This window comes from Nocardioides dokdonensis FR1436, assembly GCF_001653335.1.
GTDB lineage: Bacteria > Actinomycetota > Actinomycetes > Propionibacteriales > Nocardioidaceae > Nocardioides > Nocardioides dokdonensis.
In genome coordinates this window covers 3,237,014-3,256,757 of record NZ_CP015079.1, presented here as the reverse complement: position 1 = coordinate 3,256,757, position 19,744 = coordinate 3,237,014, and the positions used below count along the sequence as shown (strand labels likewise).

Annotated in this window: 19 protein-coding genes and 1 tRNA gene; 11 read left to right on the top strand and 9 right to left on the bottom strand. The window is 67.9% G+C overall.

Going from position 1 to position 19,744, the window contains the following annotated elements:
- Positions 1 to 6: 6 nt before the first annotated feature.
- The gene (locus I601_RS15410; protein ID WP_068111568.1) at positions 7 to 2,598 is read right to left on the bottom strand and encodes a UvrD-helicase domain-containing protein; all 2,592 of its coding nucleotides are present in this window, start codon (positions 2,596 to 2,598) and stop codon (positions 7 to 9) included.
- Positions 2,599 to 2,865: 267 nt separating this feature from the next.
- Between I601_RS15410 and I601_RS15405 the strand changes: the two genes are divergently transcribed.
- From I601_RS15405 to I601_RS15365, 9 genes are all read left to right on the top strand, one after another.
- Positions 2,866 to 3,270 carry a hypothetical protein gene (locus tag I601_RS15405; RefSeq protein WP_068111565.1) on the top strand — a complete coding sequence of 135 codons (405 nt, stop codon included), beginning with the start codon at positions 2,866 to 2,868 and terminating at the stop codon, positions 3,268 to 3,270.
- Complete coding sequence (locus I601_RS15400) at positions 3,267 to 4,778, top strand: ATP-binding protein (RefSeq protein WP_068111563.1); 1,512 nt, start codon at positions 3,267 to 3,269, stop codon at positions 4,776 to 4,778. The genes I601_RS15405 and I601_RS15400 overlap by 4 nt, the downstream gene beginning before the upstream one ends.
- 509 nt (positions 4,779 to 5,287) lie before the next feature.
- Positions 5,288 to 6,343: an ArdC-like ssDNA-binding domain-containing protein gene (locus I601_RS15395; RefSeq protein ID WP_068111559.1), complete on the top strand. Its 1,056-nt coding sequence runs from the start codon at positions 5,288 to 5,290 to the stop codon at positions 6,341 to 6,343.
- A 2-nt stretch (positions 6,344 to 6,345) separates the two neighbouring features.
- Positions 6,346 to 6,837, top strand: a complete 492-nt coding sequence (locus I601_RS15390; RefSeq protein ID WP_068111555.1) for a hypothetical protein — start codon at positions 6,346 to 6,348, stop codon at positions 6,835 to 6,837.
- Positions 6,834 to 8,597, top strand: a complete 1,764-nt coding sequence (locus I601_RS15385) for a type IV secretory system conjugative DNA transfer family protein (protein WP_068111552.1) — start codon at positions 6,834 to 6,836, stop codon at positions 8,595 to 8,597. The genes I601_RS15390 and I601_RS15385 overlap by 4 nt, the downstream gene beginning before the upstream one ends.
- Positions 8,598 to 9,000: 403 nt before the next feature.
- The gene (locus I601_RS15380) at positions 9,001 to 9,429 is read left to right on the top strand and encodes a single-stranded DNA-binding protein (RefSeq protein WP_068111550.1); all 429 of its coding nucleotides are present in this window, start codon (positions 9,001 to 9,003) and stop codon (positions 9,427 to 9,429) included.
- A gap of 78 nt (positions 9,430 to 9,507) precedes the next feature.
- Positions 9,508 to 10,023: a hypothetical protein gene (locus I601_RS15375; RefSeq protein WP_068115047.1), complete on the top strand. Its 516-nt coding sequence runs from the start codon at positions 9,508 to 9,510 to the stop codon at positions 10,021 to 10,023.
- Between the two features lie 119 nt (positions 10,024 to 10,142).
- On the top strand, positions 10,143 to 10,439 hold the full coding sequence (locus I601_RS15370) for a hypothetical protein (RefSeq protein ID WP_068111548.1): 297 nt from the start codon (positions 10,143 to 10,145) through the stop codon (positions 10,437 to 10,439).
- Complete coding sequence (locus I601_RS15365; RefSeq protein ID WP_068111545.1) at positions 10,439 to 11,755, top strand: hypothetical protein; 1,317 nt, start codon at positions 10,439 to 10,441, stop codon at positions 11,753 to 11,755. Before I601_RS15370 ends, I601_RS15365 begins: the two co-directional genes overlap by 1 nt.
- 79 nt (positions 11,756 to 11,834) lie before the next feature.
- On the opposite strand, the gene I601_RS15360 is transcribed toward I601_RS15365, so the two are convergent.
- Positions 11,835 to 13,031, bottom strand: coding sequence for a tyrosine-type recombinase/integrase (locus tag I601_RS15360; RefSeq protein ID WP_068111543.1), 1,197 nt, complete (start codon positions 13,029 to 13,031; stop codon positions 11,835 to 11,837).
- A gap of 6 nt (positions 13,032 to 13,037) precedes the next feature.
- Positions 13,038 to 13,268, bottom strand: a complete 231-nt coding sequence (locus tag I601_RS15355; protein WP_068115040.1) for a helix-turn-helix transcriptional regulator — start codon at positions 13,266 to 13,268, stop codon at positions 13,038 to 13,040.
- A 452-nt stretch (positions 13,269 to 13,720) separates the two neighbouring features.
- On the opposite strand from I601_RS15355, the gene I601_RS15350 reads away from it, so the two are divergent.
- Both I601_RS15350 and I601_RS15345 read left to right on the top strand, forming a co-directional pair.
- Complete coding sequence (locus I601_RS15350; RefSeq protein ID WP_068111540.1) at positions 13,721 to 13,939, top strand: helix-turn-helix transcriptional regulator; 219 nt, start codon at positions 13,721 to 13,723, stop codon at positions 13,937 to 13,939.
- Positions 13,940 to 13,942: 3 nt separating this feature from the next.
- A complete protein-coding gene (locus I601_RS15345; RefSeq protein ID WP_068111538.1) occupies positions 13,943 to 15,124 on the top strand; it encodes a tyrosine-type recombinase/integrase in 1,182 nt (393 codons plus the stop codon).
- Between the two features lie 101 nt (positions 15,125 to 15,225).
- On the opposite strand, the gene I601_RS15340 is transcribed toward I601_RS15345, so the two are convergent.
- The 6 genes from I601_RS15340 to aroH all read right to left on the bottom strand — a co-directional run bounded on the left by I601_RS15340 (position 15,226) and on the right by aroH (position 19,726).
- A tRNA-Pro gene (locus I601_RS15340) sits at positions 15,226 to 15,302 on the bottom strand.
- Between the two features lie 97 nt (positions 15,303 to 15,399).
- The gene (der, locus tag I601_RS15335) at positions 15,400 to 16,764 is read right to left on the bottom strand and encodes a ribosome biogenesis GTPase Der (protein WP_068111536.1); all 1,365 of its coding nucleotides are present in this window, start codon (positions 16,762 to 16,764) and stop codon (positions 15,400 to 15,402) included.
- The gene (locus tag I601_RS15330) at positions 16,761 to 17,540 is read right to left on the bottom strand and encodes a lysophospholipid acyltransferase family protein (RefSeq protein WP_237089430.1); all 780 of its coding nucleotides are present in this window, start codon (positions 17,538 to 17,540) and stop codon (positions 16,761 to 16,763) included. Before I601_RS15330 ends, der begins: the two co-directional genes overlap by 4 nt.
- Positions 17,537 to 18,250, bottom strand: a complete 714-nt coding sequence (gene cmk, locus I601_RS15325; protein ID WP_068111532.1) for a (d)CMP kinase — start codon at positions 18,248 to 18,250, stop codon at positions 17,537 to 17,539. Before cmk ends, I601_RS15330 begins: the two co-directional genes overlap by 4 nt.
- Before the next feature lie 11 nt (positions 18,251 to 18,261).
- Positions 18,262 to 19,344, bottom strand: coding sequence for a prephenate dehydrogenase (locus I601_RS15320; RefSeq protein ID WP_068111529.1), 1,083 nt, complete (start codon positions 19,342 to 19,344; stop codon positions 18,262 to 18,264).
- Positions 19,337 to 19,726 (bottom strand): chorismate mutase, encoded by a 390-nt coding sequence (aroH, locus tag I601_RS15315; protein WP_068111526.1) that lies wholly within the window; start codon positions 19,724 to 19,726, stop codon positions 19,337 to 19,339. Before aroH ends, I601_RS15320 begins: the two co-directional genes overlap by 8 nt.
- Between the last annotated feature and the right edge of the window lie 18 nt (positions 19,727 to 19,744).

Here is a 19,744-nt window from a genome sequence, read left to right as displayed (position 1 = left end):
CGCCGGTCAGCTGGTGATTGACCGCTTCGACGTGCAGGCCGGGAAGCGGTTGCATGCCAGGAACGGTCCGTACTTCCCCTGCCGCACGACCATCAGCCCTCGGCCGCATTGCGGGCACCTCTCGGGAGCCTCGCCTGCCTCGTGGTCGCCAAGTAGGGATATCACTCCATCGCTGATCAGCTCGGTCACGAACTCCGACTCGCGGCCGCTTCGGGCAATCAGTAGCACCGAGTCCCGCGCTCGGGTGAGCGCGACGTAGAAGAGTCGCCGCTCTTCGGCGTGCGGGAAGTCATCGCCCTCCGGGAGCGCAAGGCGCAGAAGCGGGTCGTCTTCCTTGGTGCTCGGAAATCCACCGCGGTTGAGTCCCGGGATGATCACGTGGTCCGCCTCGAGTCCCTTCGATGAGTGGACTGTTTGGAATGTGACGTCGAGCCCGCGATATCGGGTGCGCGGGACAAGCTCTTCCTCGTAGCGGTAGCGGCCAAGGATCTTGACCGACAGGCTCGACCCCTCGGAGACCGCTGCAGATAGCTCACTGAGCCTCTGGGCGATCGCGTCGGTGACCCCGGCGTCGGTGTCGACCACGGCGAGTTCTACCGGCGCCGGGTGGGAGCGATCCGAACGGACCGTCTTCGTCAACTGGTTCGGGTTCTTCATGACGAAGTCACCGGCGAGCGTGCTGAGCTCTTGGGAACTTCGGAAAGTCCGCTCCAGCCGCATCATGTGGCCAGCCCCGAAGGTTTCCTCAAACTCTGTCATCGCCGAGATGTCAGAGCCCGCGAACCGGTAGATCGACTGCCAGTCGTCTCCGACAGCAAATAGGAAGTGCGCAGGTCGATTGACCAGTGCTTTCACAAGCCGCGCTCGGGCGTGGCTGGCGTCCTGGAACTCGTCGACGAGGACGACTCGGAAGGGGGACATCCACCTCCCTGCTTCGACCAGATCGGTCGCCTGATTCAACATGTCCTCGAAGTCGACTTCGTTGGCCTCGCGAAGCCGGGAGTCCCACTCCTCGCGCACGTCATCAAACAGATCGAGGAACAGGGACTCGCGAAGGTCAGGAGTGCCGTTCCGCGCCTTGGACACGCGCGATCGGAGGTGCGCTGGTTCAAGTCGATTGCTCTTCGCGTGCGCCAGGAACGTCCGGAATAGATTGAGCATCTCCCGGTCCGTCAGGAGTGGGCTTCCGGGGACGGGCCGATCCGGGTCGAAGTCCGGTTCGATGCCGGTGGTTCGGAGCTGATGTTCCAACTGCGCGAACAGGCTGCCACTGCCGAGGTCCCTTGCGGCCGTCTCGATCAACGTCGTGCCGTTGGCGTGATGAACTCGCTTCTTCCAGGCACTGGACTCGAGGTACCCCTCGTATCCGGGAGGCTCCGCCTGGCCGGGCACGAGAGCCCAGTGCTCGTGGTAGACGCCGGTTGATGGATAGAAGAAGTCGGGTCGATACTGCGAGTGCTGCGCGTCCGCGAGGTTGATCTCGTATGGACGCTCGTACTCAAATTCGACGCCGGACTTGATGAGCCAGTTCGCGATCGCTCGCTCGCCCGCACTCTTCATGATGTCGAGGTTGAGCGCGCGGTAGCCGCTTCGACGCCTCTGCGGATCCCACGCGTCGGGCTCAGGATCTACCTCGGCGCTCATGGGAACACCCAGGACGTTTTGGAACAGCGACCAGCGCGCTGCGAACTCCGGCGACCTACGCCGCAGCGCTCGCACGACATCGGCCAAGAGCCCAACTCCGTTGTTCTTGTCGAGGCCCGGCGCAAGGCGGGGCTTTTCGCCAGTCGCTTCACCAATCACACGTAACCCAAAGGCGTGGAAGGTAGTGGCGCGGAGGCCGGTTGCCGGGATGTCCGCGTTGGCAAGCCGAGCAATGCATCGTTCGCCGAGCTCCGCCGCAGCTGCCTTGTTGAACGCAAGCAGCAATATCTCGTCGCCGCTGGCGTGGGCCTTCCGGATCGTCCATCCAGCCTTGGCAACCATCGTCGATGTCTTCCCAGAACCCGCGGCCGCGACGAGCTGCACCCTGTTGTCGAAGCAGATGACGGCTCGGGCCTGCTCGTCGGTGAGTGGCGTCTTCTCGATCCTGTCGAAGAACGAGCGTTCGTCGATCAGTTCAAGGTTCACGAGAGCGTTGTTCTGGTCGGCTGCGTGTGACCGGACGTTCCAGTCGCCGAATGCGGCGTTGACGGCCTCCGCCTCGACGCCGCTCACCCGTGCGGCGAGCGCCCGCCGCTGGTTCATCGATAGGGCGGTGCCCGAGACCGCGTGACCGAGCGACGTGTCCCACTCGACGATGAACTCTTCGGTGAGCCACCGCCGCTTCGCCCAAGCATCCCGGGTCGCCTTTTGGAACGCGGACCACCAGCGAACCAACGCGTCGACAAAGGGTTGGAGGTCAAGCGTCGACTCGTACTCGGCGAACTCACGCGCCACTGCGTGGTTGAACTCCGTGACAGCCCGTTTCGCGAGGCCTGTCAGCGGTTGGATAACCCCGAGCTCAGGAGCCGACATGCGCACCCAAACAGATCCGCGCTCGAAGCGAAGCTTCTCCCGCTCAGCGACGTGAATGTTCACGACGCCAGTCGGCGTCATGACCGTGATGTGCTGGTCAGCGACACCGATGGTCCAGTACGGGGCCCTGCCGAAATGTCGTGCCCAGATCGACGGGGACCAGGAGTTCTCCTGTCGACCTCCGATCACATACCCAGCCCTTCTCCCCGCGCCCGATTCGTCTCTAACGAGCCTGCCAGAGACGTCCGACGGATATGGCGAAACGGAGTCCTATAACGCGGCCAGACGCCGACGCGTGGGCTCCACGCCACCTCCTCAATGACGAACTGCCCACTGAGGAGCCACACGATGCCTACTTTCGAGAACCCCGCGGCCGATGCCGACGAAGTGCAGACCGCCCTCCGCGCCCTCGCCCACGCGACCCGATCCATCGACGACCCACGCCAGATCTACTCGGTGCTCGGCTCCCTGGCATCGGCTGTCGCCTCGATGAGTCAGTCGCTGCACCAGATTGCTTCGTTTCATGACGGTGGCCCGCGAAAGGGCGAGTGGGTGCCCGAGGTGTCCGCGAAGGCCCGGTCAGCGTCGTACCGGGTGTCGTGGGACCTTCATCGAGCAGGGGAAATGGTCCGCCAGGTCGGCGACGTCATCGCGAACGCACACGAGGCCGAGGCCATGCTTGCTCACCATCGCGAGTTTCCAGAGCACTCCCGGCCAACGACGCCCGCCGCTGATCACAGGATCGGGCTGTGAGCGGCTGGCAGGACGGCCGCCTGCACAGCGCCGTGCTCGTCTCTCCGCGGCGCGAGCGCAGGCACGACCGTCGACTGAGGCGCGCTGCCGCGAAGTCCCGGATGACCGAGGACCGCGATACCCGACGGGCGGAAGCCCGCGCGAAGTCCGATGCGAACACCGCCGAGCGGAAAGCAACAGTCGTCTTGCCGAAGTCCGGCGACCATGGACCGGCAGCGCTCAGGACTCCGGGACGTCTGCGCATCCCTCGGCACCAAGACACCTCCGCAACCTTGGCAGGCGCCTACCCATTCCTAGCCGAGGGCGGCCTGGGCAGCGACGGTGTCTTCGTCGGCCAGGATCTCTACAGCGGCAGCTCGTTCGTCTACGACCCGTGGGTTCTCTACGCCCGCGGCCTGATCACCGCGCCCAACCTCGTGCTCGCCGGCATCGTCGGCTCTGGAAAGTCGGCGCTGGCGAAGAGCCTGTACACACGCTCCATTCCCTTCGGTCGACGCGTGTACGTGCCCGGCGACCCAAAGGGCGAGCACACCGCAGTCGCCGAAGCGGTCGGCGGCCGGGCGATTGCCCTCGGGCACGGGATGACCAACCGTCTGAATCCCCTCGACGAGGGCCACCGCCCCGAGTCGGTCGATGACGCCCAGTGGCTCGCCCAGGTCACGGCTCGACGTCGCGACCTGCTGGGAGCACTGGCCGAGACCGTACTCGACCGCCGGCTGAGTCCGCTGGAACACACCGCGATCGACGTCGCACTGTCCGACGCGGTCCACTCGTCAGACGTGCCGGTTCTACCCATGGTCGTCGAGCGGCTCCTCGCCCCAGATCGTTCGACCGACACGGACGGTCGGCTGACGGAGGACGGGCGACTTGTCGGGCATGCGCTGCGACGGCTGGTAGCCGGCGACCTGGCTGGACTGTTCGACGGCCCCAGCACGGTGCGCTTCGACGCGACGCTGCCGATGGTCTCCCTCGACCTGTCCCGAGTCACCGAGAACGCCACCCTGATCTCGGTCCTGATGACCTGCGCCTCGGCATGGATGGAGTCCGCCCTCCTCGACCCCGCAGGTGGACAACGGTGGGTCGTGTATGACGAGGCGTGGCGCTTAATGTCCCATCCCGCGCTGCTGCGCCGAATGGATGCCCACTGGCGACTTGCCCGGCACTACGGCATCGCCAACATGTTGATCTTCCACAAGCTCTCCGACCTCGACAACGTCGGCGACCAGGGCAGCGCGATGCGGGCGCTCGCCTCGTCGCTACTCGCGAACGCGGAGACTCGGATCGTCTACCGGCAGGAGTCGGACCAGCTCGGCTCGACCGCGACGGCCCTTGGATTGACCGGGACCGAGCAGTCGCTCTTGCCGACGCTTGGCACCGGCCAGGGGCTGTGGCGCATCAAGCACCGTTCGTTCGTAGTCCAACATCAACTGCATCCGGCCGAGCTCGAATTGTTCGACACAACGGGCCGGATGAGTTCACCGTCGCTTGCCCGTACCGAAGCTTCCTGACACTCGATACTCCATGGCGTCGCGCTTCTCCGGCCGCAGCCGGGTGAACGGCTTCCCGCTCATCCCACACCGCGCATTTCGCTTGGTGTTGTGTTCCGCCATGGTCAGACTGCCGCCGACCTTCGTGATGATGACAAAGACGTGGCACTTCGGGCAGTAGTCCTGAAGCGTCTTGGTCTTCGGGCGTTTCTTGGGCACAACCAACTTGGCTGACCGCTTCTTTCGAACGCGCGGCTGCCGTGGCGAGCCCCCGGCCGGCTGCCTTTCCGCGGCGTCTCGGTCGGACTCGCTCCCGCACGGAGCACCCGTTTTCTTGTTGATATGCGGCACAGCCCAGCCGTCAACGGTCGCAGGTTGCTTATGCCCACAGACGCCGCACGAGATTCCGCCCTTGGCCACGCACAAGAGTCTCCCAGCCAGGCGAACTTGTCGCACGAGAACGGCAACCGAGTTTGCGGCCGAGCCGATGCACCTCCTATCTGACCAGTCATCCGAGGCGGAGGCGAGCTATGAGGACACAGACCCGCGACCTGGAGGCACGCGAGGCGAAGATCGACGCGCTGCATCAGAAGCTCACCGATGCAGTGGGCGCACTCGTCACCGGCGATGACTGGCGTCGAGCACTGGAGTTCGCTGCCCGATTCCGGTCGCGCTCCTTCAACAACACCCTCTTGATCTTCAGCCAGCACAACGCGGCGTACCAGGAAGGCCGCGTGCCCGGTCCGGTCCCGACGTACGTCGCCGGCTTCAAGCAGTGGCTGAGCCTGAACCGCCATGTCATGAAGGGGCAGGGCGGGTACGCGATCCTCGCGCCCGTGACGGCACGGTTCGCCTCGACGACGCCGGAGAACCCCGATTCGTGGCGACGTCTCGGTCGAGGCGAGAAGCCGCAGTGGAGCGAGTCAGTTCGCTCACGGATGATCGGGCTCAAGCCCGCGCACGTCTGGGACATCTCACAGACCGATGGCGAGCCGGTTCCCGAACCGCCACGTCCGCAGCTGCTCGAAGGCGAGGCCCCCGAGGGTCTCTGGGACGGACTCGCGGACCAGATCGTGGCTCGCGGGTTCGAGCTGCGTTTGGTGTCGAACGCACGGTCCATCGGCGGTGCGAACGGACTCACCGACTACCTCACCCACGAGGTCTCGGTCCGGATGGACATGGATGACGCAGCGCAGGTCAAGACGCTGGCTCACGAACTCGGCCACGTGATGCTCCACGGGCCCGACAACATCGACGCCGCGATGCACCGCGGCATCGCCGAAGTCGAGGCGGAGTCGATCGCGCTCATGGTCGGTGCCGCGCACGGGCTCGACACCACGACGTACACGGTTCCCTACGTCTCGACCTGGGCCAGCGATGTACCCGGGAAGTCGCCTATGGAGGTCGTCCAAGCAACCGCCGATCGCGTCCGAGCGGCGTCGCTGACGATCCTCGACAACCTCCCGACCACAAAGGTCAGCGACGGCAATCCGCCGGGCCTGGACCGCGACACCCTGAGCACGCAGCGGCCCCCACAGTCAGTCACGGGACCAACTCGAACCCACGTCGATGTCCTCGGGCGCTGACCATGCTCAACAACACGGCGCCGTACCGACGTGATGACCACGGCACCCTCAAGGTGCCGGTGCTGATGCCGCTGGTCGAGGTGGTCGTGACCGACGACGGCTACCTCGACATCCGCCTCGACCGCGAGCCCTACACGCCTGACGGTGCAGCGACTCGCCGTGACCTTGCGGCGATCGTGAAGTCCATAGCCGACGATCTCGGCGCGCCGGTGCGGGTCGAAGTCCACGAGGGCGACGGCAACACTTACACGGACATCGTCACTCCCCGTGGTCAAGCCAATGAGCAGCGGGCAGCCGACCAGGTCCCGTCAGCGACCGCGACGAACGGGTTCCTCCCCGACGAAGAGGTTTCTGTGGCGGTCATACTCGGCCAGCACCGCCACGGCGCGGACTCGCTGGAGAACCGCCTCCCGCCCGCCCTGCTGGCAACTCACCGGGGCAACGTCGTACTGCTGGGCCGAACCTCGGGAACCGTCAGGGTCGTGGGCGAATGAACCCACGCGGGCAATCCGTCGACAACGACCTGGTCAACCTCGGGCTCTTCGGAATCGCAGCGCTTGGCTGCCTCTCTGCGGCCCTGCGGCTCGCCGGCACTATCACTGCATGGGCCACCAGCAAGGACCAACCCACCTACGGCTGGGCCTCTGGTCTACGCGTCCTCGCCGATCCCGATCACCCCGGCACGGCGCTGGGCGCGCCAGGCATGTCCCCGTGGCTCTACTGGCTCGTGGTCGCCTTGATGCTCGCTGGCGTCGTCTGCGCGGCGCTCATCGTCTGGCGTCGAGTCATCGGCTGGCGCGAACACACCACACGTGACCCGCGCCGGCTTTCAGGCATCGCCACGTCCCGTGATGTTCGAGTGACCGCTTCCAGGAGGTCCCTCCTGGCACGTGGCCGAACACTCCGCCCGTCCCTCGACCATCCCGACGCACCAGACGTCGGCTACCTCCTTGGCCGAGCTCGCGGCACTGAGGTGTGGGCCTCCGTCGAAGACTCGATTCTCGTGCTTGGACCGCCTCGCTCAGGCAAGGGCCTACACATGGTCATCAACGCCATCCTCGACGCGCCGGGCGCGGTAATCACCACTGCGACCCGGCCGGACAACATCGCGGCGACGATCACGGCTCGCAGCCGTCGCGGGCCGGTGGCGGTCTTCGACCCCCAGCGCCTGGCGGATGGCCTCCCGTCCGGTCTGCGGTGGTCACCTGTGCGCGGCTGCGAAGACCCGCTGACGGCGATGATCCGAGCAACCGGCCTCGCGTCAGCCACTGGCTTGTCCACGGGTGGGGTCGAGTCGGGCGGCTTCTGGGAGGGCAAGACCCGCACTGCACTTCAGTCGTTGCTGCACGCCGCCGCTCTCGACCGGCGTAGCCCAGCTGAGCTATTCGGTTGGACGCTCTCGCCGTCGGCAGCCGCCGACGCAGTGGCCATCCTGAGTAGTGACCCTCACGCCGCACCGGGCTGGGCTGACTCGCTTGAGTCGATGATCCACTCGGACCCGCGGACCAGAGACTCGATCTGGATGGGCGTTTCCCTTGCGCTGTCCTGCCTGGCAGACCCGCGTGTCCTCGACGCGGTCTCGCCGGGGCCGGGCGAAGAGTTTGACCCCGCGAGCTTCCTGACCAACAACGGCACCCTGTACTTGCTCGCGACCGGTGCCGGCGCTGGCGCCTCCTGGTCACTGGTCGCGGCATTCATCGAAGACCTCGTCGAGACCGCGCGTCACCTCGCCGCGGCCTCGCCAGGCGCCCGGCTCGATCCGCCACTGTTGATGGCGCTGGACGAGATCGGGAACCTGTCACCACTGCCATCCATGCCGGTCCTAATGGCCGAAGGTGGTGGCACCGGCATCACCACAATGCCCGTGTTGCAATCCCTCTCACAGGCACGCGACAAGTGGGGCGACCACGCTGCGGGCGCCATCTGGGATGCGTCCATCGTCAAGGTCGTGCTCGGCGGCACATCGGCCGCACGTGACCTCCAGGACCTCTCGGCGCTCATCGGCGAACGCGACGAGCGAACGGACACCATCTCTGTCGGCGACTACGGCTCGCGGTCTCTCCAACGCTCGATGCGCCGCGTGCCCGTCATGCCCCCCGAGGCCATCCGCACGCTGCCCTTCGGAACAGCACTGGTCTTGCTCCGCAGTGCGCCGCCTGTTGTGACCGATCTACGCCCTTGGACCGAACGCGGCGACGCCGAGGAGATGCGTGTCGACCGGAGCGCCATCGAGGCGGCACTCCGACGCAGGTGACCGAACGCCGTGGCGCTGTCACCACTGGCGCTGCTTCTGACTTGTCACGTGCCATGCCCCTCGGTGGCCCGCAAAGCACGGATGGATCGACTGCACAGGTCGTCCCTGCTCTTGCAGCTTCTTCAATACTCGACGCGCGAGCCAGCGATTGGCGTACGGAATCTTGGTGCACACGGCGCCCTCCAACAGAAATACCTGAATGGAGTGGCGCCTCGCCTCTAACGACGAACGACACGTTGGCGGTATGCGCTGATGCGCCCGGCTCACCCGCATTTGTAGGTCCATGGAGCCGAAGGGACACCCTGAGGTTAGCAAGACACCGTCCCCGTCGCGGCCTGTCGCAGACACCTGATTTCTGAGAGCGGACGCCATCCGAGGCTCCGTGAGATCGCAGGAGTCAGCAATGACCATCCCGACCGATTTGAGCCTCCACGGCTTCATCGCTACCGCACCCGAGCTGAGCAAGCCCGACAGCAAGGACGCCCGGTTCTTCGCCCGCGTCGGCGTAGAGCACTGGCGCAAGGAGGCCGACGGGTCGTTCACCAAGCTCGACCCGACGTTCCACAACCTCGTGATGTACGGCGCGTCCGCCAAGCGCGCCTACGCCCGATTCCGGGTGGGCGACCAGTTCGTCGCGTCGGGCTACATCACCGAGTACGAGAAAACTTGGAACGAGCAGACCGTGCAGCGGGAGCAGTTCGTTGCCAAGCACATCGGCCACGACACGACCTGGACCCGCTACTCGGTGGACCGGACGCCGGCGAACCAGCCCGACCCGCCGGCCGACCACTTGACCGGGGCGAGTGAGCCGCCGCGCGTCGTCGGCCTCTGAGGGGCACGGGTCATGCCGACCGTCGACGGCCAACAGGAATCACTGCTCGACCCCGACTACGACGCGAGCATCCACCCGATGTTCAACGGCTCCGCCGAATACTCCGGACACGACGAACCAGTCGAGCCGCTCCGACCGCTGAACTGGAACCTGCTGTCCAGCGAAGAGGCTGAGGCCGAGTGGCTGGACCTCAACGCGTGGGTGGACTGGCTCCGCTCGACCTACGGGCTGGCGCCAACCGTGATCCCGCCGTACTGGCACCGCCACGACGAGCTGATCTGGGAGCTCTCAGCCCTGCACCTGCACTGGCTGAACTCCTACGACCCCGACGGGTCACCGTCAGCGCCGATCATGTGGCACCGCGACTTCGCCGACGCCCGCCAGAGACTGCGCGAATGGGTGGCCACCTGCGGGACCCGCCTCGATCGCGACCGGCCTACGCGACAGACGACCTGGCCAGGCGAAGACGCCCAGCCATCCGGGGTCGAGGTCGTCATCGAGGACCGCGGTGCCGACTTCGTCGAGTTCGTCGTCGAAGACATCGCCGCCCGACGCCGGATCGAGGACCGGGCGCGCGCCGGCCGGGCTGGCTGATCCCCAACCGCGGCGCCGTCATGCGCCGTCCACAGAACTCCACGCAAGCGGCGTCCGTAGGTCGTCCCCGCAGTGGAGTCATCAAGCGGGACTCCGATCCCGACCGAAAGGAACCATCCATGTTGCTCTCCCACGCGATCACACTCGCCGAGGCCCGCTCGCACCTCGCAGCGCTCGCGAGGCGCGCGTACAACGACGAGGCATCTGCCGAGTACGAGCGGGTCCTGCTCCACCTCGACGTCATCCATGGCGACTACATCCCCGGCATCAGCGACGTCTACGACGAGGCCGCCGACATCCTCTACGGGATCGCCGAGCGGGCCATCGAAGACCTCGTGACGCACGGCGTCGACGCACTCCAAGTCGAACTCCTCCTCGACATGCTCGACGCGGCCAGGGCGAAAGACATCCCCTGATGTACGCCGAGAACGGCGGCCACCTGCGCGCCGAACTCAGCACACTCCTGCGCCAGCACCGCGTCCAACAACGCCTCGGCGGCGCCGGAAGCCACAGCATCCCGGAGACCACCTCCGTCGAGGAACGTCGCCTCCTTGGAGAGCAGATCGGCCGGTACCGCCATTCAGCGCTCGTGTGGTGCGTTCAGGCGGTGCGCGCCGCGAACCCGCGGATGAACCTCCTAGGGACCAGCACCCGGACCCGCGGCCCGGCCGAAGAGCTGCGCTACCGGCTCGACGTGGCGATCGCCCACTCGAGCGGGCTTCCAGGGCTCGACGAACTGACCATCGAGCAGCCGTTCGCGATGGTCGAGTCTTGGCGACAGGTCGCGCGAGCCGCAACGCTCGGAGAACATGACTTCGACGCCGGACTCGGATACGGCCGGCTCTCCCAGGTGCAGTGCATGACCTTGCTCAAGGACGCCTGCGACGTGGCCCGCGGTCTCGTCGGACTCGACCGCCGCTACGCCCACATCCCTGGCTGGAAGCCGCTCAAGGAGGCAGGCTGGCTTGCTCGCGCGGCCGAGACGTGCGCGACCTTCGCCGGGTATGACGAGCCCGACTACACGATCGACCTCCGCGGGTGGCAACCCCGACGCACACTCGTCGAGGGACCTGGACTGCCCGGACTTATCGGCGTCCTCCAGGCGCAGCACAACGTGCTTGTCCACCTCGACGAGTTTCCCGACGCCCGAAGCTTGCGCCTCCTCCTCGACTCCCAGCGCATCGTCTCCCGCGATGCCGCCACTCTCGACCCACGTGCTTCGTCCGAGTGGACCGACCGCTCCTCGACGTACCTTCGCCTCATCCACGCGACCAAAGACATCGGCGGGATGATCGGCAACGGCGGCCCCGCCGCCGGCGAAGCAGCCCTCGCCGCGAGTCGGATCGAGCAGGTCACCCGCGCCGTTCAGGCCGGAACAGATGTCGCCGACTCCGGGCCCCTTCGTCACCTCGCCCAACTCGGGCGCGAGATCGACGAGCGCATCACCCAGGTGATCCAACAAGGCGCCCGAGAGCGGATCTACTTCGCTCGTGTGCCCTTCCCTCGTGTCGACAAGGACGCAGCTGGCCTCGTGAAGCCGACGCGACAGCGCTACGTGCCCATGACCGCCGACGTATGCCAGGAACTCCTCGAACTGGTGCGCGATGAACTGCGCCCCCAGGCCGAGACACCACGGGCACCGAAAAGGGCTGCTGCGAGTCGAGTCGAGCTGGCAGCAGCCCTCGTACACAGACCTGAGCCGCGCCGGGCGCAGTCCGGCCCAGCGATGTGATCAGGCGATCTGGTACGTCTCGTCGCCGACCTGGACCTCGACACGGAGGGTCCCACCGAGCGCATCGGCGTACCGGCACTCACAGCTCACCACCCTCCGATCGCTTCGGCGCCAGCGATTCGAGGATCTCCGCCGTCACCGGGTCTACCGCCTCATCGGGCTGGATGTAGTGCTCCTTGGTGATCTTCGACGAGGTGTGACCCAGCAGCTCGGCCGCGAGGTCAGCCCCGCCCGCGCGATCGATCACAGTGGCGACCGTTCGCCGGAAGGAGTGCGGCGTCACGCCCACAATGCCGGCCTCGTCCAGGACCGCCCGAAGCCGCCGCCGGATGTTGTTCGTCGTCAGCGGCGTCCCGTTGCGGCTGAAGAAGATCAGGTGCTCAGGATCCTCGGACGCGATCTTCACAAGTCGATCGCGCAGGACCGCAGCCGTGAACGATGGGACCGAGACCGTCCTGGTCGACTTCAACGTCTTCGGATGGGGTTGCCGACGCGTCGGCTTCCCAGCCGGCGAAACGATCGTCCCGGAAATTCGGATCGTGGCTGGCGCACCCGTTACGTCGACGTCGCACTTGCGAATGGCGAGAACCTCCCCGATCCGGGCGGAGGTGCCCAACATGACCTCGATGATCTGCTCCAGCTGCCCGTCTGGCGGCGGACCGGCGAAGCCGGGGCCGCGTCGCCAACTACGGATGGCGGCGCGGATAGCGTCGACCTGTCCTACGGTCAGCGCCATCGCCTGCGACGGCGGCTTGCGGAGCCGCGCTGTGTCGCGCACGGGGTTCTTCTGAATGGCGTCGTAGCGGACCGCCAGTCCAAAGGCGAGGCTGAGCACCGTTCTGGCCTGCTTGGCCATGCTGTAGCTTTTCGCCGAAGCGAGCCTCTTGATGAACTGGTCAACCTTGCTCACGTTGATCTCGCGCAGGGTGTAGCCCTCGAACACGGGCATGACCAGCTGGCGCATGTTGCGCTCGTAGAGCGCTCGGGTGCTCGGCGCCACCTTTGCCTCAAGGTCGAGATCTGCCAGCCAGACATCGACGAGCCTCGTGAATGTGCTGTCACCTGTCAGTTCGCCAGCCGACCGGTAGGAGGAGCGGTCTGCGACGATCTTCTTGAGGTTGCGCTCGGCCTCCCGCTTGGTTGTGCCAGTCGCGGAGACTCGCCGGACCTTGCCGTCGTCATCGCGGAAACGTGTACGGGCTCGGAACTGGCCACCGCTCGCCTTGACGTAGGAGATGTCGCCGAAGGTTCCGATCGGGGTCCGTGGCCTAGCCATGAGCCATCACGCTCCCTCGGGCGAGTGCCCCGGCTCGCGCTCCCGCTGGCTGGCAAGCCACGCGTGAACGTCGCTGACGAAGTAGCGGAGTTGGCGGCCGACATGGACAGCGCAGGGCCCCTTGCCGGTGAGGCGCCAGTCGTAGAGCGTTCTGACGGGCACGTGGAGGTACTCCGAGAGTTCCTCGATGCTCAGGAGCGGCTCCAGGCCGCTCAGCGTGGTTGTGGTGGTCTCCATGCTCGTCAGGTGAGCAGTGACGTCCGCGCTCGCCAGCACCAACCGTGCCGGCCCGGTAACCCGCGGGCTGGTCAGCCTCGCAGCAGGTTCCTGGCCCGGGTTTCTGGACCGTAAGTGGACACTTGATCAAATCTCTAAATGCTTTCAGGCTCGGAATCCGTAGATTCCGAGCCTGAATTTGGTAGCGGGGGCAGGATTTGAACCTGCGACCTCTGGCTAAGAGCGCAAAACACAGCAAGCTCGATCGCAACCCGACAACCCACGCCCCGCAGCAGCAGAGGTGTCCGCGAGCGCCTCGCCGGTCGGTCCCGTGGACACCGCTGGTCCGCGTGGCACCTGCGACCGCTCCAGAAGGTCGATTAGGGGTCAATTCTCCACAGTCCGCGCGGTGTGGGCCGCACACCTTCAGTCACGAGGGCAAACCTGTTCTCGTGGCCACGAAGGAGCACACGATGAGTACCACCGTCGGCACCAGCCAAGAGAGCATGATCCTCACCATCGACGAGGCTGCGGCCTACCTCGCCATCCCGAAGGCGACGCTCTACACCTGGCGGACACGCCGGGTCGGGTTCGGACCACGCGCCGTGAAGATGGGCGGTTGCCTGCGCTACCGCCGCGCGGACCTCGACGCCTGGATCGTCGAGCACCTCGAGCCCGCAGAGGGCGAGTAGGCCATGGCCAGGCCACCACTCCCCCTCGGCACCTGGGGGACCATCACCACCGAGAAGATCCGCGACGGCAGCTATCGAGCCCTGACCCGGTTCCGTGACTCCGACGGCAAGACTCGCCGCGTCACCGCGACTGGTCCGAGCAAGGCCGCTGCGGAGCGAGCCCTGCGAGACGTCCTGGGCACGCGCACCGCGCCAGCAGGTGAGCTCCTCACGGCAGAGACCCGGCTGATCGACCTCGCCGACACATGGATCACTGGTCTCGAGGCGGAAGGACGAATCGAGCAGACCACCATCAACGAGTACCGCCGGGTGCTGGACAACCTGGTGCTGCCCAGCGTTGGTGGACTGAAGCTCCGCGAGGCCACCACGGGTCGGCTGGACCGGCTCCTGCTGAGGTTGCGCGATCAGAGCGTGAACCGGCAACGCAAGGCCAAGGTCGTCCTCGGGGCCATGCTCGACCTCGCGGTGCGGCACGACGCGATCCCGACGAACCCGGCCCGCGGGACGAGCCGGGTTCACCGACCGAAGCAGGAGACCAAGGCGCTTCGGGTCGAGGACCTGGTTGAGATCCGCGCTGCCGTACGCCGGTGGGTCAACGCAGACCGCTCCGGCCCCAAGGCCACCGGCGACATGGCCGACATCATCGACCTGATGCTCGCCACCGGTTGCCGCGTCGGCGAGGTCCTCGCCTTACGGTGGAGCGACCTGGACCTCGATGGCGATCTGCCCATCCTCACGGTGTCGGGCACGATCAAGACCGAGACCGGAAAGGGCACATATCGCAAGCCCACGCCGAAGTCGGACGCCAGCCGGCGAACCGTGGTGCTGCCCCGGTTCGCAGCCGAGCTGCTCCGCGTGCGCCGGGAGTTCGCGACACCCAACGAGAACGACGCCGTCTTCGCCACCCGCAACGGCACGTGGCATCAGGTCGTCAACATCGAGCGGCGGTGGCGGCAGATCCGCAAGGACACCGGCTTTGAGTGGGTGACCCCCCACACGTTCCGCAAGACGGTGGCGACGCTGATCTCGGAGGCCACAACGTCAGAGCTCGCCTCGCGCCAGCTCGGCCACTCCTCGAGCCAGGTCACTCGGGACCACTACATCGCCAAGCCGCCGGTCTCGGCCGACCTCTCCAAGCTTCTCGAGCGGCTCGCTGAGAGCGACGACGCGAGCTCGGATTCGTAGGCCCCGAAAGCGTTTACGACTAGTAAACGACCATTCTGAGGATCCACGTCAAAACCGAAACCGCCTCTGACCCGCGTTTCCGCAGGTCAGAGGCGGTTTTCTGGTCGGGCTGACAGGATTTGAACCTGCGACCCCTTGACCCCCAGTCAAGTGCGCTACCAAGCTGCGCCACAGCCCGAACTGCCCGAGCCGCTGCGGTGCAGCGCCTCACGACGCGTGAACAGTACAACAGCGCCGGCCGGGGCCCGACATCGGCACCCCGGCTCGCGCCGGGCTCAGCGCTTGCGCTTCTCGCGGACCCGCTGGTTGATGACGATCGGGGTGCCCACGAAGCCGAACTCCTCGCGCAGACGACGCTCGATGTAGCGCTCGTAGCCGTCGTCGAGCTTGCCGGAGGTGAACAGCACGAAGGTCGGCGGCGCCGTCGAGGGCTGGGTGGCGAAGAGGATCTTCGGCTGCTTGCCGCTGCGCACCGGGTGCGGGTGCTCGGCGACGAGCCGACCGAGGAAGGAGTTGAGCTGACCGGTGGTGATCCGGGTCTGCCAGCCCTCCAGGGCCTTGTCCAGGGCGGGAACCAGGCGGTCCACGTGCCAGCCGGTGCGGGCGGTGACGTTGATCCGCGGCGCCCACTGCACCTGCACGAGCTCGCGCTCGATCTCGCGCTCCAGGTAGTAGCGGCGCTCCTCGTCGACCAGGTCCCACTTGTTGAACGCGATGACCAGCGCCCGGCCGGCCTCACGCACGGTCTGCAGGATGCGCACGTCCTGCTCGGAGATGGACAGGTCGGCGTCGACCACCAGCACCGCCACCTCGGCGCGGTCGATGGCGATCGAGGTGCGCAGCGAGGCGTAGTACTCGTGCCCCGAGGCGGCCTTGACCCGCTTGCGGATGCCCGCGGTGTCGATGAAGCGCCAGGTGCGACCGCCCAGGGTGACGAGCTCGTCGACGGGGTCGACGGTGGTGCCGGCGACGTTGTCGACGACCACCCGCTCCTCCCCCGCCAGCCGGTTGAGCAGCGACGACTTGCCCACGTTGGGCTTGCCGACGATCGCGATGCGGCGCGGGCCGCCGACCTCGGCGTCGCGCTCGGGAGGCGGCTCGGGCAGCGCGGCGAGCACCGCGTCGAGCAGGTCACCGGAGCCGCGGCCGTGCAGCGCGGAGACCGGGAACGGCTCGCCGAGGCCGAGGTTCCACAGTCCGTAGGCCTGAGCCTCGGTCCGCTCGTCGTCGACCTTGTTGGCGGCGAGCACGACCGGCTTGCCGGACTTGCGCAGGATCCGCACCACGGCCTCGTCGGCGTCGGTGATGCCCACCGCTGCGTCGACGACGAACAGCACGGCGTCGGCCAGCGAGATGGCGATCTCGGCCTGTGCGGCGATCCGCTCGGCCAGGCCTCGGGCGTCCGGGTCCCATCCACCGGTGTCGACCACGGTGAAGGCGCGACCGTTCCAGTGGGCGTCGTAGGACACCCGGTCGCGGGTGACGCCGGGGACGTCCTCGACGACCGCCTCGCGGCGGCCGATGAAGCGGTTCACCAGCGTCGACTTGCCCACGTTGGGTCGGCCGATGATGGCCAGCACCGGCAGGGGGCCGTCGACGACAGGCCCGTCGGTGGGGGTGCCGTCGGCGTGCTCGGTCATGGTGCTCCTAGATCGGTGACCCCGGTGGCGGGGTCGGGTTCGAGTTCTCCGGCGGGCAGGGGGCCCGGGAGCTCACAGCCGGTGCGGGCCTTGGCGGCGTCCAGCTCGCGCACCATGTGCTGCCACAACAACAACGACGTGGCCTCCACTTGTTCCTTGGACCGCGGGAACGGCGCCGCGTCGATCCCGATCGGCTGTCCGAAGACGACGTGCAGGCGGGCGCCGCGTCGCGGGAGCGAGCTGCTGCTCCCACCCGGCTCCCGGGTGCCGAGGAACGACACGGGCACCACGGTCGCACCCGCGACCAACGAGAAGTACGCCGCCCCCCGGTGGAAGCGTTGCAGGTCACCCCCGCCGCGGTGGCCCTCGGGGAAGATCCCGATGGCGCCGTCGTCGCGCAGCACCCGCACACAGCTGCGCGCGGCGGCCACGTCGGTGCGGAACCGGTCCAGCGGCACCTGGCCCGCCCAGCGCAGCAAGGTGCCCAGCCGCCCGGAGAACATCTCGACCTTGGTCAGCGCGTGCACCGGACGCGGGGCGTAGATCGCCAGCATCGGCCCGTCGATGACCCCGGCGTGGTTGGCCGCGAAGACCACCGGGCCGCGGGCAGGGACGTTCGCCGCCCCCAGCACCTGCACCCGGTAGCGGCGCCGCAGCAGCCAGCGCGAGACCGGGCGCAGGCTGCGCAGCATCAGGCGGTGCGGATGGGCGACGTGCTCGGTCCGCGGCAGGTCGGCGTGCCCGGAGCGCACCTGCGGGAGGTGCGTCCCGCTCACGTGGCCGCCTCCTGCGCCTCCACCAGGGCGACGACCTGGTCCACGACCTCCTCCAGCGTGTACGACGTGGTGTCCAGGTGCACCGCACCCTCGGCCATGGTCAGCGGCGAGACCGCCCGACCGGAGTCGATGGCGTCGCGGCTGCGCAACGACTGCTCGGTGGCTGCGACGTCGCTGCCACCCTCCTCGGCGGCGCGGCGTGCGGCCCGGGCGGCCGGGTCGGCGGTCAGGTAGAGCTTGACGGGCGCCTCGGGGGCGACCACGGAGCCGATGTCACGGCCCTCGACGACGATCCCGGCACCCTGGAGACCAGCCGCGATCTCGGCGCGCTGCAGGTCGACCAGCCGGGCGCGCACCTCGGGCACGGTCGAGACCGGCGAGACCGCGCCGGTCACGCGGTCGGAGCGGATCTCGACGCCCACGTCGCGGCCGTCGACGTGGATGGTGGGCCCGGAGGGGTCGGTGCCCGAGACGATCTGGGGCTCGCCGCTGCGCGCGGCGACCGTGCTCGCCTCGTGGACGTCGATGCCCTGCTCCAGGATCCACCACGTCATCGCGCGGTACATCGCGCCCGTGTCGAGGTAGCGCAGTCCCAGCCGGGAGGCGACCGCACGGCACGTGCTCGACTTGCCGGAGCCCGAGGTGCCGTCCACGGCCACCACGATGCCGGTGTCGCGTGTCGGGTCGGGGTCGGAGGCCTTGGTGATCACGGGCCCGCAGCCTACCGGTGCGTCACCCAGCCGCGGGATTCCAGCGACACGACCAGCCGCTCGCCACTGCGCTGGTCGACGACCAGCTCGACCAGACCGGTGGGCCGGCTGGTGTCGTGGTCGATGCGGATGTCCTCGACGTTGACCTCGCTGGCGACCGCGTCGGCCAGCAGGCGGGCCAGCTCGCCGGGGTGGTCGGGCACGGTGACGAAGACCGAGACGGTGGCCGTCGCCGGCGCACCGTGCTTGCCCGGGATGGCGCGGGTGCCGGTGACACCGCGGCCGAGCAGGTCCTCGAGGTCCTCGCGCGCGTCGTCGGCGATGGCCTCGATCATCGCGTCCAGGTCGGCGCGCAGCTCGGAGAGCAGCTCCCCGACGGCGGCGGCGTTGCCGGCGACGATCTGGCCGTACAACCGGGGGTCGCCGGCCGCGACCCGGGTCACGTCGCGCACGCCCTGGCCCGACAGCGACAGGTGGTTCGACGGGGCGCCGGCCAGGCGGCCGGCCACCAGGGAGGAGACCAGGTGCGGCACGTGCGAGATCCGCGCCACCGCCTTGTCGTGCTCCTGCGGCGTCAGCCACGCCGGGACGGCGCCCGCGAGGCGCACCAGGTCCTCGACCAGCTCCACGGCGGCCACGTCGGAGCCCGGGTGAGGGGTGATCGCCCAGGGCCGGCCCTCGAACAGCATCGGGGTCGCGGAGAGCGGGCCGGACAGCTCGCTGCCGGCCATCGGGTGGCTGCCGACGTAGCGCTCGGCCCGCGCGGCGGCCCCGGGGTCGGCGAGCACCTGGGCCAGCGGTCGGGCCTTGATGCTGCCGACATCGGTGACGACCGCGTCCGAGGCGGTCAGGGCTGCGTTGATGGTGTCGCCCAGGGCGTCGGGCGGCACGGCCACCACGACGAGCTGCGGCCGGTCCTCAGGCCGGCGGGCGCGTCCGGCGCCCAGGCCGGACGCGGTGCGCACGTGCTCGTCGTTGCGGTCGCTGAGGAGCACCTCGAGCCCGGCGCGGCGGCAGGCCAGCGCCACCGAGGTGCCGACCAGGCCGGTGCCGATGACCTCGACGGGCCCGACCAGCCGGGCGGGCTCACTCATCGACGTCGGGCACCGAGCGGACGCGGGTCAGGTCGCTGCGCAGCGCCGCGGCGCCGTGGAGGTAGCTGTGGGTGATCTCGGCGCGCGGCAGGTCCGTCTCGACGTGCGCCATCATCCGCACCACGCGGGGCATCGACCGGTCGATCTCGAGCTCGCGGGCGCAGATCAGCGGCACCTCGCCGAAGCCGAGTCGCCGCGCGGCGTACGCCGGGAACTCCGCGACCAGGTCGGAGGTGGCGGTGAAGATCACCGAGATGAAGTCGTCGACCTCGAGCCCGTTGGACTCCATCACGTCGGTCACCATCTCGGCCACCCGCTCGAGCATGTGGTCGCGGGAGTCCTCCTCGAGCTGGGTCGCTCCCCGGATCGCTCGCACCGCCACGTCAGTTCCTCCTCCTGC

Coding starts and splice junctions, on each gene's coding strand:
- I601_RS15355 (WP_068115040.1), bottom strand. CDS start 13,268: ATGGAGACCACCACAACCACGCTGAGCGGCCTGGAGCCGCTCCTGAGC.
- I601_RS15320 (WP_068111529.1), bottom strand. CDS start 19,344: ATGAGTGAGCCCGCCCGGCTGGTCGGGCCCGTCGAGGTCATCGGCACC.
- I601_RS15345 (WP_068111538.1), top strand. CDS start 13,943: ATGGCCAGGCCACCACTCCCCCTCGGCACCTGGGGGACCATCACCACC.
- I601_RS15385 (WP_068111552.1), top strand. CDS start 6,834: ATGAACCCACGCGGGCAATCCGTCGACAACGACCTGGTCAACCTCGGG.
- I601_RS15395 (WP_068111559.1), top strand. CDS start 5,288: ATGAGGACACAGACCCGCGACCTGGAGGCACGCGAGGCGAAGATCGAC.
- I601_RS15350 (WP_068111540.1), top strand. CDS start 13,721: ATGAGTACCACCGTCGGCACCAGCCAAGAGAGCATGATCCTCACCATC.
- I601_RS15405 (WP_068111565.1), top strand. CDS start 2,866: ATGCCTACTTTCGAGAACCCCGCGGCCGATGCCGACGAAGTGCAGACC.
- I601_RS15365 (WP_068111545.1), top strand. CDS start 10,439: ATGTACGCCGAGAACGGCGGCCACCTGCGCGCCGAACTCAGCACACTC.
- I601_RS15375 (WP_068115047.1), top strand. CDS start 9,508: ATGTTCAACGGCTCCGCCGAATACTCCGGACACGACGAACCAGTCGAG.
- I601_RS15360 (WP_068111543.1), bottom strand. CDS start 13,031: ATGGCTAGGCCACGGACCCCGATCGGAACCTTCGGCGACATCTCCTAC.
- I601_RS15370 (WP_068111548.1), top strand. CDS start 10,143: ATGTTGCTCTCCCACGCGATCACACTCGCCGAGGCCCGCTCGCACCTC.
- I601_RS15390 (WP_068111555.1), top strand. CDS start 6,346: ATGCTCAACAACACGGCGCCGTACCGACGTGATGACCACGGCACCCTC.
- I601_RS15380 (WP_068111550.1), top strand. CDS start 9,001: ATGACCATCCCGACCGATTTGAGCCTCCACGGCTTCATCGCTACCGCA.
- I601_RS15410 (WP_068111568.1), bottom strand. CDS start 2,598: ATGACGCCGACTGGCGTCGTGAACATTCACGTCGCTGAGCGGGAGAAG.
- der (WP_068111536.1), bottom strand. CDS start 16,764: ATGACCGAGCACGCCGACGGCACCCCCACCGACGGGCCTGTCGTCGAC.